Origin of the sequence: Neobacillus oceani (genome assembly GCF_046237595.1) — a bacterium.
Taxonomy (GTDB): domain Bacteria; phylum Bacillota; class Bacilli; order Bacillales; family Cytobacillaceae; genus Bacillus_D; species Bacillus_D oceani.
On the sequence record NZ_CP143543.1, the window covers coordinates 2,839,700 to 2,854,760 of the forward strand.

Sequence of the window (15,061 nt, forward strand, 5' to 3'; positions counted from 1 at the left end):
ATGCCTCCTGAACGTTCACATGCTTTCCCTTTATTCTTCCCCGCCAAACCATTTAACAACCAGTTTATCGAGTTCACCATTTTCTTTCATTTTTTGAAGTTCTTTGTTGAATTTCTCAGTCAACTCGCTGTCCTTAGGGAACGCGATTGCGGAGCCGGCTTCTTCCGGATCATCGGAAATGGTGAAGCCTTCCAGGTCTTTTTCATTTTTGAAGAAGCCCTTGGCAACTGTGTCTTCAATGATGGCAGCATCGAATCTGCCGGATTTGATTTCCTGGATTAGGTCAGGGATCCTGTTTCGGTTTTCGATTTTAATGTTCACTTCTTTTTGGATTTCTTCAGCTTTTCCTTCCTGAATCGATCCAAGCTGAACGCCAACTGTCTTGCCTTCTAGATCCTCAAGCGATTTAATGCCGCTGTCCTTTTTTGTAACAATCATATGAGAAGCGGTGTAGTAGATATCCGTAAAATCAACATTCTTCTTGCGGTCTTCCGTCGGGGTCATACCTGCAAGAACAAAGTCTGCCTGGCCGGATTTTAACGCCTGTACAAGTCCGTTGAAGTCCATGTCTTTAACTTGGACATCGTAGCCTAATTTACCGGCAAGAGCCTTCGCCAAGTCAACGTCAAAACCAATGATTTCATCACTCTTGTCAGTTTCAATGTATTCAAACGGCGGGTAGTCGGCGGATGTTGCCATGATAAGGGTCTTCTTATCTTCTCCTCCATCCCCGGTTTTCGCGTCGTCATCCTTCGTTCCGCAGGCAGCAAGAATGCCCGCTAGCAGGATTGTGGTTAAAAATAAAAGAATGTTTTTTTTCATTGAAATTGCCCTCCCTAATTAACTGAATATTTTCTATCTTCATTATTACTACCCATTTTAAACGGGAAAAATCCTTCTTTACAAGTAAAAACAAAGAGTAATAATTATTCACATTAATGAATTTTAACACGTTTAAATAATTATGCAATAGTATTTTTAAAAATAACATTGGCATTTTTTGAAAAGGCTGGATTGGCGAATCTTTGATGTGCTCGGGGGGTTGAATAATTGGTTGGCATCCTAGTGATTATGGGCGTTGGCAGGTGTGTTGAGTGATTGGAAGAGTGCGAGAAACGGTGTCGGTGGAAAGCACTTGCTGGGGATAGGTTGTATAATGAATGGGTCAATATACATATGATGATGATTTTAACGACACACGAACTTTGGGTGCGTGTTCATTTGGTGCATCTTGTCGGGGATAATAGGGGCCGTTTCGAGGAATCGTTGGTGTTTTGCATAAAACGGCCTGCCGTACCGAAGCACAACAGGCCGTTTTTTTATTTTTACTACAGGAAACTGTCTATCCTGGCGGAGTTACAGCTCTTCGCAATACTGGTCAAAGTTTTGCTGCAGCTTTTGGACAACATTCATTGGGTCAAACCCTTCAATATCATGGCGCTCAATCATTGTGCAAATTTTGCCGTCCTTCAGCAATGCAAACGAAGGAGAAGATGGCGGATAGCCGGTAAAATAGCTCCTCGCCTTTTCAGTGGCTTCCTTATCCTGTCCGGCAAACACCGTCACAAGGTAGTCGGGGCGTTTATCATAATGAATGGCATGCGCTGCAGCCGGCCTTGCGATGCCTCCCGCACATCCGCAAACCGAATTGATCATGACAAGAGTCGTGCCTTTTCGGCTAAGCGCCTCATCGACTTCTTCTCGTGTTTGTAGCTCCGTATATCCTGCAGCAGAGATTTCCTGGCGCGCCTGGCGAACCACATCATTCATAAACAAATTAAAATTCATATTCAATGGAATCACTCCCTGTTTACTTAAACTGTCTCTTTCTATCATACAGGGCAAACAAATTGTTTTCAATTAAATAGAAATTTACGGCAGACAGGTTTATTTCTTTCCAACACGGGGAAAGGTAGAACTACAGCTAGATCCATACCCCTAAACTCCCTAATTTTTTGGATAGCGCGTTTGTGCTATCCGCTTTTTTTTTCGAATGAGTACCGACTTAAATACGAAATTACAATCAGAAAGGCACTTTCTTCTGACTCGCCCCCCTTGAAAATGACTCCATTGTCCAAACGCTGGTAACTTTGGACACACAACCCTTGAAAATTCACTTTACTGTCCAGAGACCAGGTTTCTTTGGACACACAACCCTTGGGAATTCACTTTACTGTCCAGAGACCGGGCTTCTTTGGACACACAACCCTCGGAAATTCACTTTACTGTCCAGAGACCAGGCTTCTTTGGACACACAACCCTTGGGAATTCACTTTACTGTCCAGTGACCGGGCTTCTTTGGACACACAACCCTCGGAAATTCACTTTACTGTCCAGTGACCGGGCTTCTTTGGACACACAACCCTCGGAAATTCACTTTACTGTCCAGAGACCAGGTTTCTTTGGACACACAACCCTTGGAAATTCACTTTACTGTCCAAACAAGTGACAAACTAATTGTCTTAAAGGATCAGTGATTAAATAAAATGTGTACTACTTGAACTTCCTACTAAATTATAATTCTTTCTTAATGCTCTAGTGATTGTCCGTTTAGCCAAATCAATATTACACCATTCATGTATACCGCTGGTCGTAATCTTCCGCTCCGGAAACAGCAGCTAATATTCCTCCGTATGCCGCAATATTGCGGACTCGAACTTTTCGTGCTTTCTACATTTTCCACATACTAAGTCGAGATGGTCAATAATCGAAAATAGACATCCGCACTCCCCACAAAACATCCCTTTCCTTAGCTGCTCATACCGATAGTCTGGTAGCTTTTGATATCGGTTTTTTGGCTGGTGCAGGGAAAGCAGGGTTTGCGCGAGTTTTTTATCGCCTTCATTTAGCCGGGATGGCGTTTCGTTGAGTTCCCGGATAAAACGGTCATTCTGGGTTGGGAGAATGATGGGTTGATCGATAGGGGCCTGGTACAAGGTGAATTCAGGATTGATGAAGAAGACGTAGGGTTCGATGACGAAATTGAAGTTGTAGTAATTGAAAAGTTGTCGGAGGAGCAGCGCACTTCTTTTTAGCTGGTCAAGAGGGTTTTTGTATTCCTCCCCAGTTTTCATCGAGATAAATTTATCTCCGTCAATGTAAAAATCGCCATAGAAATTTTTCACATCCAACAGGTACGAAATGCCTTGCGAAATAATAAACGAATCAATTTGTAGTTCCGAATCGTTTACTTCCAGCCGCAAGTCATTGAGGATATACCGTTCTTCGATGATATTTTTTGCAAGGTGGTCAAACTGCACTTCCCCTTCATATCCCCGTTGCAAATTGGTAAGGCGCTTCCTGTCATTCGGGGTAAGTTCCATGCGCTTATTTAGATGCTTTAATATCAATAATTCCTCTGGTTCCGTTCTGTTTTTTAAAAACATATGCCACTTCCTTTCCTTGTCTTAAGCCCATTTTATTAAAAATAACATCCAAATACGGTGAACATTTTGTTAACATTTTCCTGCCACAAAAAATTCAAGCACAATAAAAAAATTTCCCGCTAACCAAAATCCATGCACAAAAGAAATTTCCTTAAAACCAAACAAATAGAAGCGGGGTACGACCCCCCGCTTCCTAATGAGGATTAAACAAATTGCGTGCACATGTTGACCAGATAGCTTTTTAGGTTCTACTCCCCCCGCCGATAAAACACTTCAAAAAGCTGTTCCGCGGCGCTTGCCGCAGTTTTTCTGCCAGCTAGGATGTCGTTCTCAAGACCCGGCAGCAGCTGCCTAACACCTTCATTTTGATAAAAGCTGTAGTGGAGTTGGTCGGAAATGACGGTGTGGAACCAGTCGCGCATTTGCGACCTCCGCCTTTCAAAAAACACGCCGGAGCGATCGACCGAATCCCTGAACTCTCCGATAACCGACCAAATTTCCGGTATGCCTTTCTGGGTCAAGGCCGAGCAGGTAAGCGCCCGTGTGTCCCAGCCTGGGGTTGCCTGCTGCAGGAAATGGAGAATCCGCTTGTATTCGATCCGAGTCTGCTCCGCGAGAGGCTCGTTCAATCCGTCCGCCTTGTTCACAACAATTGCATCGGCAAGCTCCATGATGCCTTTTTTCATTCCCTGCAGCTCGTCTCCCGCTCCGGTCAGGACAAGGAGGATGAAAAAGTCGACCATCCCCCTTACCGCCGTTTCACTTTGACCAACCCCGACCGTTTCAACAAGGATAACATCAAACCCGGCCGCCTCGCACAGAAGCATCGATTCCCTCGTTTTCCGGTGCACCCCGCCAAGCTTACCACCGGACGGAGAGGGACGAATAAATGCGTTTGGCTCTCGGGAAAGGTTCTCCATCCTCGTTTTGTCGCCAAGGATGCTGCCGCCGCTCACCGTTGAGCTTGGGTCAACGGCGAGGACGGCTACTTTATGCCCTAAACGGCAAAGGAATGAACCAAATGCTTCAATAAACGTGCTCTTGCCCGCGCCGGGGACACCGGTAATTCCGATTCGGATCGAGTTCCCGCTATACGGGAGTAATTTTTGCAATAGCGCCTGAGCTTCCTTGAAGTGATGACCAGCATTGCTTTCGACAAGCGTGATGCCGCGGGCCAAGGCGCTTCTTTCCCCGGCCAGGATGCCCTCGGCCAACTTATCGATTGAAATCTCGGAACCCGCTTTTTTACGGAAGCCTTTCCCGTTGCCCTTTTTACCAGAATCATTCACCATCAATGCTCTACTTCCTCGTACCCGAGTGCATCGTAAATCGACTTGATCACTTTCTGAGCGGCGACTGGAATGACGGTGCCCGGCCCGAAAATGGCGGCGGCGCCGTGGTCATATAAATACGCATAATCCTGGGCAGGGATGACTCCTCCGACAACGACGAGAATATCCGGACGGCCGAGTTTCCTCAGCTCCTCGACTAGCTGCGGCAAAAGGGTTTTATGGCCGGCGGCAAGGGAACTAAAGCCGACAACATGGACATCGTTTTCAACCGCCTGCATGGCCGTTTCGGCAGGGGTTTGGAACAGCGGACCGATGTCGACGTCAAAGCCAAGGTCGGCGAAAGCGGTCGAAATGACTTTAGCTCCACGGTCGTGGCCGTCCTGGCCCATTTTCGCAATCAAGATCCTCGGCCTTCTTCCCTCGTTCTCTAGGAATTCATCGGCCATTGCCTTGACTTTGGCAATCTCTTCGTCATTGGAGAACGCAGAGCTGTAAATCCCGCTTACGGAGCGGATGGCAGCGCGATGGCGGCCGGCGGCTTTTTCAATAGCATCCGAAATTTCACCTAGTGTGGCCCTTTCCCTTGCTGCTTCAACGGCGAATTCAAGCAGGTTGCCTTCGCCAGAGCGGGCAGCTTCCTCAAGGGCGGAAAGCGCGGCTTCAACAGCCCCTGCATCCCGTCCAGCTTTTAATTGATTCAATCTCTCAATCTGTTTGTTCCGGACGGCTGTATTGTCGATGTCGAGTATTTCCAACGGCTCTTCCTGCTCGAGCCTGTATTTGTTGACTCCGACGATTGTTTCTTTTCCAGAATCGATTTGTGCCTGCCTCCTGGCCGCGGCCTCTTCAATTTTCATTTTCGGCAATCCGGTCTCAATGGCCTTTGCCATGCCTCCGAGCGCTTCAACCTCATCAATATGGGCGGTTGCCCGTTTAATCAACTCAGCTGTCAGAGCCTCGACATAGTAGGAGCCGCCCCAAGGATCAATGACTTTTGTAATCCCAGTTTCCTCTTGGAGGAAAAGCTGAGTATTACGGGCAATACGCGCCGAAAAGTCTGTCGGCAAAGCAATCGCTTCATCAAGGGCGTTCGTATGCAGCGATTGGGTATGGCCCATTGCAGCGGCATGCGCCTCGAGGAGAGTCCGCATAACATTATTGAACGGATCCTGCTCGGTCAGGCTCCAACCAGACGTTTGCGAATGGGTCCTGAGCGCCAGCGATTTTTCATTCTTCGGATTGAATTCTTTCATCATTTTTGCCCAGATAAAGCGGGCTGCCCTCATCTTCGCGACTTCCATGAAATAGTTCATCCCAATTCCCCAGAAGAAGCTGAGCCTTGGAGCGAACGAGTCAATATCAATTCCGGACTTCAAACCAGTCCTGACGTATTCCAGGCCATCGGCGAGCGTATAAGCGAGTTCGATATCCGCCGGCGCCCCGGCTTCCTGCATATGGTAGCCGGAAATCGAAATCGAATTGAACTTCGGCATATACTTTGATGTATAGGCAAAGATATCGGCGATAATCTTCATCGACATCTCAGGTGGATATATATATGTGTTTCGGACCATGTATTCTTTTAAAATATCATTCTGGATTGTGCCCGAAAGCTGCTCCCTGCTTACCCCTTGTTCCTCGGCCGTTACGATGTAGAATGCTAGAACAGGCAGTACGGCTCCGTTCATTGTCATCGAGACGGACATTTGCTCAAGCGGAATGCCATCGAAAAGGATTTTCATATCGAGCACGGAATCAATCGCAACCCCGGCCTTGCCGACATCGCCGACAACCCTTGGATGGTCAGAATCGTAGCCACGGTGGGTCGCGAGGTCAAAGGCAACCGAAAGCCCTTTTTGCCCCATCGCCAAATTCCTTCTGTAAAAGGCATTGCTTTCTTCCGCCGTTGAAAAGCCGGCATACTGGCGCACAGTCCACGGCCTGTTCACATACATCGTCGGATAGGGGCCGCGGGTGAATGGCGGCAGCCCCGGCTTCCCATCGAGGTGCTCAAGGCCACCAAGATCTTCTTCTGAATAAACAGGCTTCAGGCCGATTCCTTCATTCGTCTCAAAAAGAAGGCTGTCAATTTGTTCTCCTGCAAGCTTTTCAAATTTGGCCTTCCATTCTTCTTTTCTGGAAACGCGGCTGGCACCGAATAGGTCCACCGTTTGAAAATTAGGCTTTTTAGTCATTTACCGCCGCCTCCATTTCAGCAATCATATTCGCCAAAAAGTCATGGCAATTGCTTCTTATATGAATAAAATCCTTCAGGCCTGCTTCCAGCCAGTCATTTTTTTCCTCAGGACCAGGCTGCCCAGCCAGGTAGAACACAACCCCCGGATGACGCCGTTTCAATTCGGATAAAATCGCGAGCCCCATTTCCGTGTACCGCTCATCCGTGGAGCAGAAGCAATAACGGGTCAGCCCAGTTTCGGCTATAAACGCATCTGCATCCGCCACAGAAAGGACAATCCCGCTCCGAATCGCGCTTATGCCGCCAGGACCCAGAAAGCTTTCAACAAAGTCCGCGCGCGGTTTGCTTTCTTTCAGGCTGCCCAGGCAAACGAGGCCTATTGAAGGCTTTTTTCCTGATTGTGCAAGAGCGGCCGCTTTCAGCCGCAGTTCCTCAAAAGGAATTGAAAGCCGCGTTCCCCCGATTCCGTGGTCCCAAACATCCCGATGCTCCGGTATAGCCTTCGCCGTTTCGGCGAGATTGGCATAAACATTCGTACCGACGATGCTTTGCTTTCTCGCTTTCACATCCGCCACCCTTTGAGCAAGCGTAGATGCAATTTCATTTTCGAGCCATCCCGATTCAAGGACTGCAGGCATGCCTCCGAGGGCATCTATTTTTCCAAAAAGCTCCCACGCCTTTTCAGCTAATTGCTCGGTCAGTTCTTCAATATACCAGGAACCGCCTGCTGGGTCGGCCACTTTATCCAAATGGGTTTCCTCCTGAAGAATGATCTGGATATTCCTCGCAATCCGTTCAGAAAGAGGAGTGGCGCCTTCAAGCGAATCAAATGGCTCGACGTGCACATACTGAACGCCTCCAATTACCGCGGCAAACGCCTCATTACCGGCGCGTAGCAGGTTCACATGCGGGTCGTAAAGCGTTTTGGTAAATCTTGATGTTTCCGCGGCAATGACCATACCTCGGACGGATTCCGTAGCGCCATATAGTTCCCCAATCTTATCCCATATAATTCGTGCAGCCCGAAGCTTGGCAATTTCCATAAAAAAATTGGCGCCGACTGAGAAGGTAAAAACAATTTTTGAAAAAACGGCATCAATGTCCATGCCCGCCTTCAAGAGCTGTTCAATATAAAACACACCTGATGCGGAACCCGCGGCGAGTTCCTGAACCGCATTAGCGCCTGCATTATGGTAGACGCCTACATTCACCAGAACCGTCCTCAAATTTGGGTGCTTCATTGCTGTTTCGCCAATCGTTTTCTCCCAGCCGCCCAGGTCCATAGTTGAGATACCAGCAAGTGGATCAAAACCGATGTATCCGGTTATAGCGCCGTCTTCACTTACTTCTCCCAAAGCGGCGATAAAGTCCGCCTGACCACTGCCGGCATCAACCGCGAACGGATAGGATGCGGAAAAACGGGATGCCGCAAGGGCCGCTTCCCGTTCGTTGCCCCTCTTCATTTTAAAAGAAATCGCAGTCTGCCCTTTTGCAAAAGCATCCGTTAGCTTGCTCGTTAACTCATCCGCTGATTGCCAGGAAATTTGCTGGGCGATATGCCATTTCGTGTCCCTGTATCCAAGCGGGTTGATTCCCCTCCTATAATCAGGGCTGCCCGGATAACCCGCTATTTTTCCATCCTCTCGGGTGTAAAGCGGTTTCAAAATAATTGATTCATATGTATGGCTATTCAATGTATCGATTGATTTCCCTTTTAAGGCTTGTTCGGCTTTATTTTTCCAATCATCCATTGTTGTTTCGGGAAAACGATAAGCCATGATTTTGTCCATCCCCATACTCGTTCGTCCCCAGGCGCGGAGACGGTCCCCCCTTTCTCTGCCGTTCCAAAAATTCTAAATAGTCGCTGCTTTTATTGTAGTATAGCGGCCTAGTTGAGGCAACGCAGAACCGGCACTGCTTTTTTGGAAAAATAGATACCTTAATGTCTCAAATTTAACGATAAGGTTGCTTATGGAAAAAGCCGGCCGGCAGTGTATCCGAGTTGAAAGCCCGCCTCCATCCGGAAGCGGGCTTTCAACTTTTATTAATACACGGACGTATTCGTCGAGGTGTTTTCGATTATTTCTTTGACCCGCTGCAGGAATCGGCCGCAAATAAGGCCATCCAGTACTCGGTGGTCGAGTGACATGCACAGGTTTACCATATCCCTTACGGCAATCATGCCGTTGTTCATGACTACAGGACGCTTGACAATCGATTCAACCTGAAGGATTGCCGCCTGTGGATAATTGATGATGCCCATCGACTGCACGGAGCCGAAAGAGCCGGTGTTATTGACCGTGAAGGTTCCGCCCTGCATTTCATCCATTGTCAGCTTGCCGTTGCGGGCTTTTCCTGCAAGTTCGGTAATTTCACGGGCAATGCCTTTGATTGTCTTTTCATCGGCGTGCTTGATTACAGGGACAAAAAGCGCATTTTCTGTCGCAACCGCGATGGAAATATTGATATCCTTCTTTTGGATGATCTTATCTCCGGCCCACATGGAATTGATTTGCGGGAATTCCTTCAGCGCCTGAGCGACTGCTTTGACGAAAAATGCAAAGAATGTCAGGTTGAAGCCTTCCTTCTTTTTAAAATCATCCTTGATGGAATTGCGGTATTCAACAAGTCCGGTCGCATCGACTTCGATCATCGTCCAGGCGTGCGGAGCTTCATGCTTGCTTCTCAGCATATTGGCCGCAATGGCCTTCCTTACACCTGTTACCGGTATTTCGATATCTCCAGGCATGGAAGGAACGTTTACCGGTGCGGCTGAAGCCGTAGGGGATTTTAGTTCCTGGACGGCCTCTTTGGAAACTTGCCCAACCGGTATGTCGCTGGCAACCGGTTCCGCTTTTTGTTCAGCCGCAGCTGGAATGTTACCCGATTCAATCAGTTTTAACAAATCTTTTCGGGTAATACGCCCGCCGGCTCCGGATCCCTTCACCTGGCCAAGGTCAATCCCGTGTTCCTGTGAAAGCTTCAGGACCGCGGGGGAATAACGCAATTTACTGCCGATTTGCTCTCTCGATCCTGCCTCCGATAATGGATCGGCTTGTTCGACGGTTTCCTTCGCTGAAGAAGCGGCTACCGTACCAGCTGAAGCGACCTCTTCGCCCCCAACTTCAATTGTACAGATTACTTCTCCTACAGCGAGGGTGTCACCTTCCCCGGCAATCAGTTCCTTGATTGTCCCTTCAAAAGAAGACGGGATTTCGGCATTTACTTTATCTGTCATGACCTCTGCAAGCGGATCATATTTATTGACTTTGTCGCCGGGGGATACAAGCCATTTGCTGATCGTGCCTTCCGTCACGCTTTCTCCCAGCTGCGGCATTTTAATTTGTTCAACTGCCAAGTGAGGTCACTCCTTCAAACATATTCAGGCGCTTGCCTTAGAATTCGGCGAGCTCCCGCATGGCTTTTTCAACTTTTTCAGGATTCATCATGAAAAACTTCTCCATTGTCGGTGCATAAGGCATCGCTGGGACATCCGGGCCGGCAAGCCTTTGGATTGGGGCATCAAGCTCGAAAAGGCAATGCTCGGCAATAATCGCCGATACTTCGCTCATGATGCTGCCTTCCTTGTTATCCTCGGTTACCAGCAGAACTTTACCTGTTTTAGATGCCGCTTCGATGATTGCCTCCTTATCAAGCGGATAAACCGTCCTCAAATCGAGGATATGGGTTGAGATGCCATCTTTTGCAAGCTTTTCGGCTGCTTGGAGGGCGAAATGGACACATAGGCCATATGTGATGACAGTAATGTCCTCCCCTTCCCTTTTTACATCGGCCTTGCCGATTGGAAGTGTGTAATCGTCCTGCGGAACCTCGCCTTTTATGAGGCGGTATGCCCGTTTATGCTCAAAGAACAAAACAGGATCCTCATCGCGGATGGCCGCCTTCAACAAACCTTTAACATCATATGGAGTTGAAGGCATGACGATTTTCAGTCCGGGCTGGTTTGCAAACACTGCTTCGACCGACTGCGAATGATACAATGCGCCGTGCACCCCTCCCCCATAAGGCGCCCTGATTACAATCGGGCAGCTCCAGTCATTATTGGAACGGTACCGAATTCGTGCGGCCTCTGAAATAATCTGGTTGACAGCAGGCATGATGAAATCCGCGAATTGCATTTCGGCAATCGGGCGCATCCCGTACATCGCCGCACCAATACCTACGCCTGCAATCGCAGATTCAGCTAAAGGAGTATCAATGACGCGCTCCTCGCCGAACTTTTCATACAATCCGTGGGTCGCCTTAAAGACGCCGCCTTTGCGTCCGACATCCTCGCCAAGGACGAAAACCCTCGAATCCCTTTCCATTTCTTCACGTATCGCCATTGTGACTGCATCAATATAAGAAATTACCGCCATTTATGCATCCCCCTGACTTTCCGCATAGACATATTTAAGCGCATCCTCCGGATTGGCATATGGCGCATTCTCGGCATAATCGGTCGCTTCGTTCACTTGCTTCATAATCCGGTCGTTGATTTTCTTTTCGAGTTCATCATCCATTACGCCGGTTTCTTTTAAATAGGCGCCGAAAGTAATGATCGGATCCTTTGATTTCGCTTCCGCCACTTCATCCGGAGCCCGGTAGACCCTGTCATCATCATCCGATGAATGGGCCGTGAGCCGGTATGTAATGGTTTCGACTAGCGTTGGCCCTTCGCCGCGGCGGGCGCGGTCGGCCGCTTGTTTTACAACGCTGTATACCTCGAGCGGGTCGTTTCCATCGACGGTAATCCCCGGCATGCCATAGCCAATCGCCCTGTCGGAGACATTTTCACAAGCAAGCTGCTTTTCAATCGGAACCGAAATGGCATATTTATTGTTTTCACACATAAAAATGACCGGCAGCTTATGGACGCCCGCAAAATTCGCCCCTTCGTGGAAATCCCCCTGGTTGGATGAACCTTCACCAAAAGTGACAAAGGTGATAAAATCCTTTTTTTCCATCTTCCCGGCGAGGGCGATTCCAACCGCGTGGGGTACCTGGGTGGTAACCGGGGATGAACCGGTCACGATGCGGTTTTTCTTTTGGCCGAAATGGCCCGGCATCTGGCGTCCGCCGGAATTCGGGTCTTCAGCTTTTGCAAATCCCGACAGCATTAGTTCCGTCGGCGTCATTCCAAACGTCAGGACTACTCCCATGTCCCTGTAATAAGGAAGGACGTAATCCTTATCCCTGTCCAGCGCAAAGGCTGCGCCAACCTGCGCGGCCTCCTGCCCTTGGCACGAAATGACAAATGGTATTTTCCCCGAACGGTTCAAAAGCCACATCCGTTCGTCAAGGCGCCTGGACATAAGCATTGTTTCGTACATTTCCAATACGGTTTCATCGCTTAGCCCCAATTCTTTGTGGCGATTTTCTGCCATTAACACTAACCTCCTAAAAATTCGTAGTAAGTGAAGGACATACGCGATCCCATCCTCCAATAAGGAGATTTAGGAATGGAGCGCCCTTCCGTCGACTGCCAGAGCAGCTTCCCCAATGGCCTCGGACAATGTTGGGTGCGGATGGATCGTATGGGCAATCTCCCACGGTGTCGCATCCAGTACCTTTGCAAGCCCGGCTTCGGAAATCATATCCGTTACATGCGGGCCGATCATATGGACGCCAAGCAGGTCGTTTGTTTCTTCATCGGCCACGATTTTGACGAACCCGTCCGACTCCCCGAATACAAGCGCCTTACCAATCGCCCTGAACGAAAATTTTCCAGTCTTTACTTTGTGGCCGAGTTCCTTCGCTTCCGCCTCGGTCAAGCCAACGCTGGCTGCTTCAGGATGGCTGTAAATACATTTTGAAACCAATGTGTAGTCAATTGGCTGCGGATCGTTTCCCGCAATATGCTCAACCGCGACGATTCCTTCGTGCGAAGCAACATGTGCCAGCTGGAGCCCCCCAATGACATCCCCTACAGCATAAATATGGGATTCCTTCGTTTGGAAAAATTCATTGGTCTTTATAAAGCCTTTTTCAATTTCAATATCGGTATTTTCCAGGCCGATTCCTTCTATATTCGCCTGCCGCCCTACGGAGACAAGAAGTTTATCCGCCTTGTACTCTTTTAGCTGATCCTTGACTTCCGCGGAAATCGAAACACCTTCACCTTTGGATAGTGTTTCTGGGAGCACCTTCGCGCCTGTAACGATCTTGACACCCCGTTTTTTCATCAGGCGCTGCATTTCCTTTGATACTTCATGGTCTTCGGTCGGAATGATGCGAGGCGCATACTCAAGTACGGTCACCTCTACTCCGAAATCGGAAAGCATTGAAGCCCACTCGATTCCGATAACCCCGCCGCCAACAATAATTATCGAAGCTGGAAGGGATTCCATCTTAAGCGCTTCGTCCGACGAGAGAACGAACTCCCCGTCGATATCGAGGCCAGGCAACGAACGGGGCCTTGAACCCGTCGCAAGCAGGACATTTTTTGGGATGAGCATTTCATTATCCGAGCCATCGTTCATTTCCACTGAAATCGTTCCCGGCATCGGCGAGAAGATGGATGGGCCGAGGATTCTGCCCATTCCTTCGTAAACATCGATTTTGCCTTGTTTCATTAGGTGCTGGACGCCTTTATGCAGCTGGGCTACAATCGATTCCTTCCGCTCCTGTACTTTGCCGAAATCAAATGTCACTTCAGATGCGAATACGCCAAATTGCTCGCTTTTTTTAGCCGTAGCATATACCTCAGCGCTCCTGAGCAGGGCTTTGGACGGAATGCAGCCGTTATGAAGGCACGTCCCCCCAAGTTTTCCTTTTTCAACAATTGCGGTTTTTAGCCCTAATTGAGATGCGCGGATAGCTGCCACATAGCCGCCGGTGCCCCCGCCTAAAATGACCAAATCGTATTCCTGTGCCATTGGTTTGCCCCCTGTTAAAAAGTTGATGTATGAATTTTTGCCTGGTTCGGGTAGATTTTGGCTTCCTCTTCGCCTTTTAGGACGCGCAGCGCTCCTTCGGCGAGGGCCTGGAGCTCATTTTCTCCAGGATGGACGATTACATCTGAAATCCAGTTGATCCGTTCGGTTATCAATTTAACGAATGATTTTCCGTATGCGAGCCCGCCGGTAAGGATGATGGCATCAACCCTGCCTGCAAGGACTGCACTGGCGGAGCCAATTTCCTTGGCAACCTGGTAAGCCATCGCTTCATAGACAAGCCTGGCTTTCCTGTTTCCTTTTTCAATCATCTTCTCAACCTGCACTGCGTCGCTCGTTCCTAGGTAACCAACGAGCCCCCCCTGGCCGACGAGTTTTTTCATGATTTCATCACGATAGTATTCACCTGAATAACAGAGGCTGACAAGGTCACCGGCAGGAACAGTTCCCGCGCGTTCCGGGCTGAATGGCCCATCGCCGTGCAGTCCGTTATTCACATCGATGACCCTACCGCCCTTATGTACGCCAACCGTAATGCCGCCCCCCATGTGGACAACGATCAAATTAAGGTCATAATAGCTTTTCCCCAATTCCCTAGATACTCTCCTGGCAACGGCTTTTTGGTTCAAAGCATGGAAGATACTTTTTCGCTCTATTAATGAGAACCCGGAAACTCGGGCGATTTCATCGAGTTCATCAACGACGACGGGATCGACGATAAAGGCCGGGATATTCAGCCCCTCCGCTATCTCGTAGGCAATGATTCCGCCAAGATTCGAGGCATGCTGGCCGGAATAGCCGTTTTTCAGGTCTTCCAGCATTGCGCTGTTAACCGAATATGTACCGCCTTCTATCGGGCGAAGCAATCCGCCGCGCCCGCAAACGGCGCTTAATTTCGATAAGTTGATTCCTTCATTATCAAGCGTTTCCAGGATCGTCTCTTTACGGAATGCGTATTGATCGATGATGCTCTCAAAGGAAGTAATTTTTTCAGAATCATGGCGAATTGTCTTTTCAAGTACCGATCGCTCATTGTCAAAGATGCCGATCTTCGTGGATGTAGAGCCCGGATTGATTACCAGGATCCGATAGTCTTTGTTTTGCACCATTCAAGACCTCCAGAAAGCTGATAAGTGGTGATTTCCCACTGATAAAAGCCTTGTTCTGCTGTGGCCGCATTCTCCGCCCGCGCGTAGTTATAACGGCAGAACGAAACCGATTGGTTCAGCTAATCCGCTAAACCGTTTCACTGTTCTTCTCCAATCGGACCCGGCCTCCCATATTGAAATG

General features: G+C 48.8%; 10 protein-coding genes and 2 pseudogenes. All 12 read right to left on the reverse strand.

From position 1 onward, the window contains the following. Positions 1-30: 30 nt before the first annotated feature. The gene (locus V1499_RS14355; RefSeq protein WP_409270582.1) at positions 31-822 is read right to left on the reverse strand and encodes a transporter substrate-binding domain-containing protein; all 792 of its coding nucleotides are present in this window, start codon (positions 820-822) and stop codon (positions 31-33) included. Between the two features lie 534 nt (positions 823-1,356). Continuing rightward, entirely contained in the window at positions 1,357-1,794 is a 438-nt protein-coding gene (locus V1499_RS14360) for a BrxA/BrxB family bacilliredoxin (RefSeq protein WP_409270583.1), read from the reverse strand. Between the two features lie 824 nt (positions 1,795-2,618). Next, on the reverse strand, positions 2,619-3,386 hold the full coding sequence (locus V1499_RS14365; protein WP_409270584.1) for a nuclease-related domain-containing protein: 768 nt from the start codon (positions 3,384-3,386) through the stop codon (positions 2,619-2,621). Between the two features lie 248 nt (positions 3,387-3,634). After that, a complete protein-coding gene (meaB, locus tag V1499_RS14370; RefSeq protein WP_409276306.1) occupies positions 3,635-4,678 on the reverse strand; it encodes a methylmalonyl Co-A mutase-associated GTPase MeaB in 1,044 nt (347 codons plus the stop codon). Then, the gene (gene scpA / locus V1499_RS14375; RefSeq protein ID WP_409270585.1) at positions 4,678-6,873 is read right to left on the reverse strand and encodes a methylmalonyl-CoA mutase; all 2,196 of its coding nucleotides are present in this window, start codon (positions 6,871-6,873) and stop codon (positions 4,678-4,680) included. Before scpA ends, meaB begins: the two co-directional genes overlap by 1 nt. Next, on the reverse strand, positions 6,866-8,671 hold the full coding sequence (locus V1499_RS14380; RefSeq protein ID WP_409270586.1) for a methylmalonyl-CoA mutase family protein: 1,806 nt from the start codon (positions 8,669-8,671) through the stop codon (positions 6,866-6,868). Before V1499_RS14380 ends, scpA begins: the two co-directional genes overlap by 8 nt. A gap of 248 nt (positions 8,672-8,919) precedes the next feature. Then, positions 8,920-9,885: pseudogene (locus V1499_RS14385) on the reverse strand (dihydrolipoamide acetyltransferase family protein); the annotation flags it as partial. Positions 9,886-10,062: 177 nt separating this feature from the next. Further along, positions 10,063-10,212 (reverse strand): annotated as a pseudogene (locus tag V1499_RS14390) (biotin/lipoyl-containing protein); the annotation flags it as partial. A 58-nt stretch (positions 10,213-10,270) separates the two neighbouring features. Continuing rightward, positions 10,271-11,254, reverse strand: a complete 984-nt coding sequence (locus V1499_RS14395; RefSeq protein ID WP_409270587.1) for an alpha-ketoacid dehydrogenase subunit beta — start codon at positions 11,252-11,254, stop codon at positions 10,271-10,273. Next, a complete protein-coding gene (locus tag V1499_RS14400) occupies positions 11,255-12,262 on the reverse strand; it encodes a thiamine pyrophosphate-dependent dehydrogenase E1 component subunit alpha (protein ID WP_409270588.1) in 1,008 nt (335 codons plus the stop codon). Positions 12,263-12,331: 69 nt separating this feature from the next. After that, positions 12,332-13,753 (reverse strand): dihydrolipoyl dehydrogenase, encoded by a 1,422-nt coding sequence (gene lpdA, locus V1499_RS14405; protein ID WP_409270589.1) that lies wholly within the window; start codon positions 13,751-13,753, stop codon positions 12,332-12,334. Between the two features lie 14 nt (positions 13,754-13,767). Continuing rightward, a complete protein-coding gene (buk, locus tag V1499_RS14410; protein ID WP_409270590.1) occupies positions 13,768-14,880 on the reverse strand; it encodes a butyrate kinase in 1,113 nt (370 codons plus the stop codon). Positions 14,881-15,061: the final 181 nt, after the last annotated feature.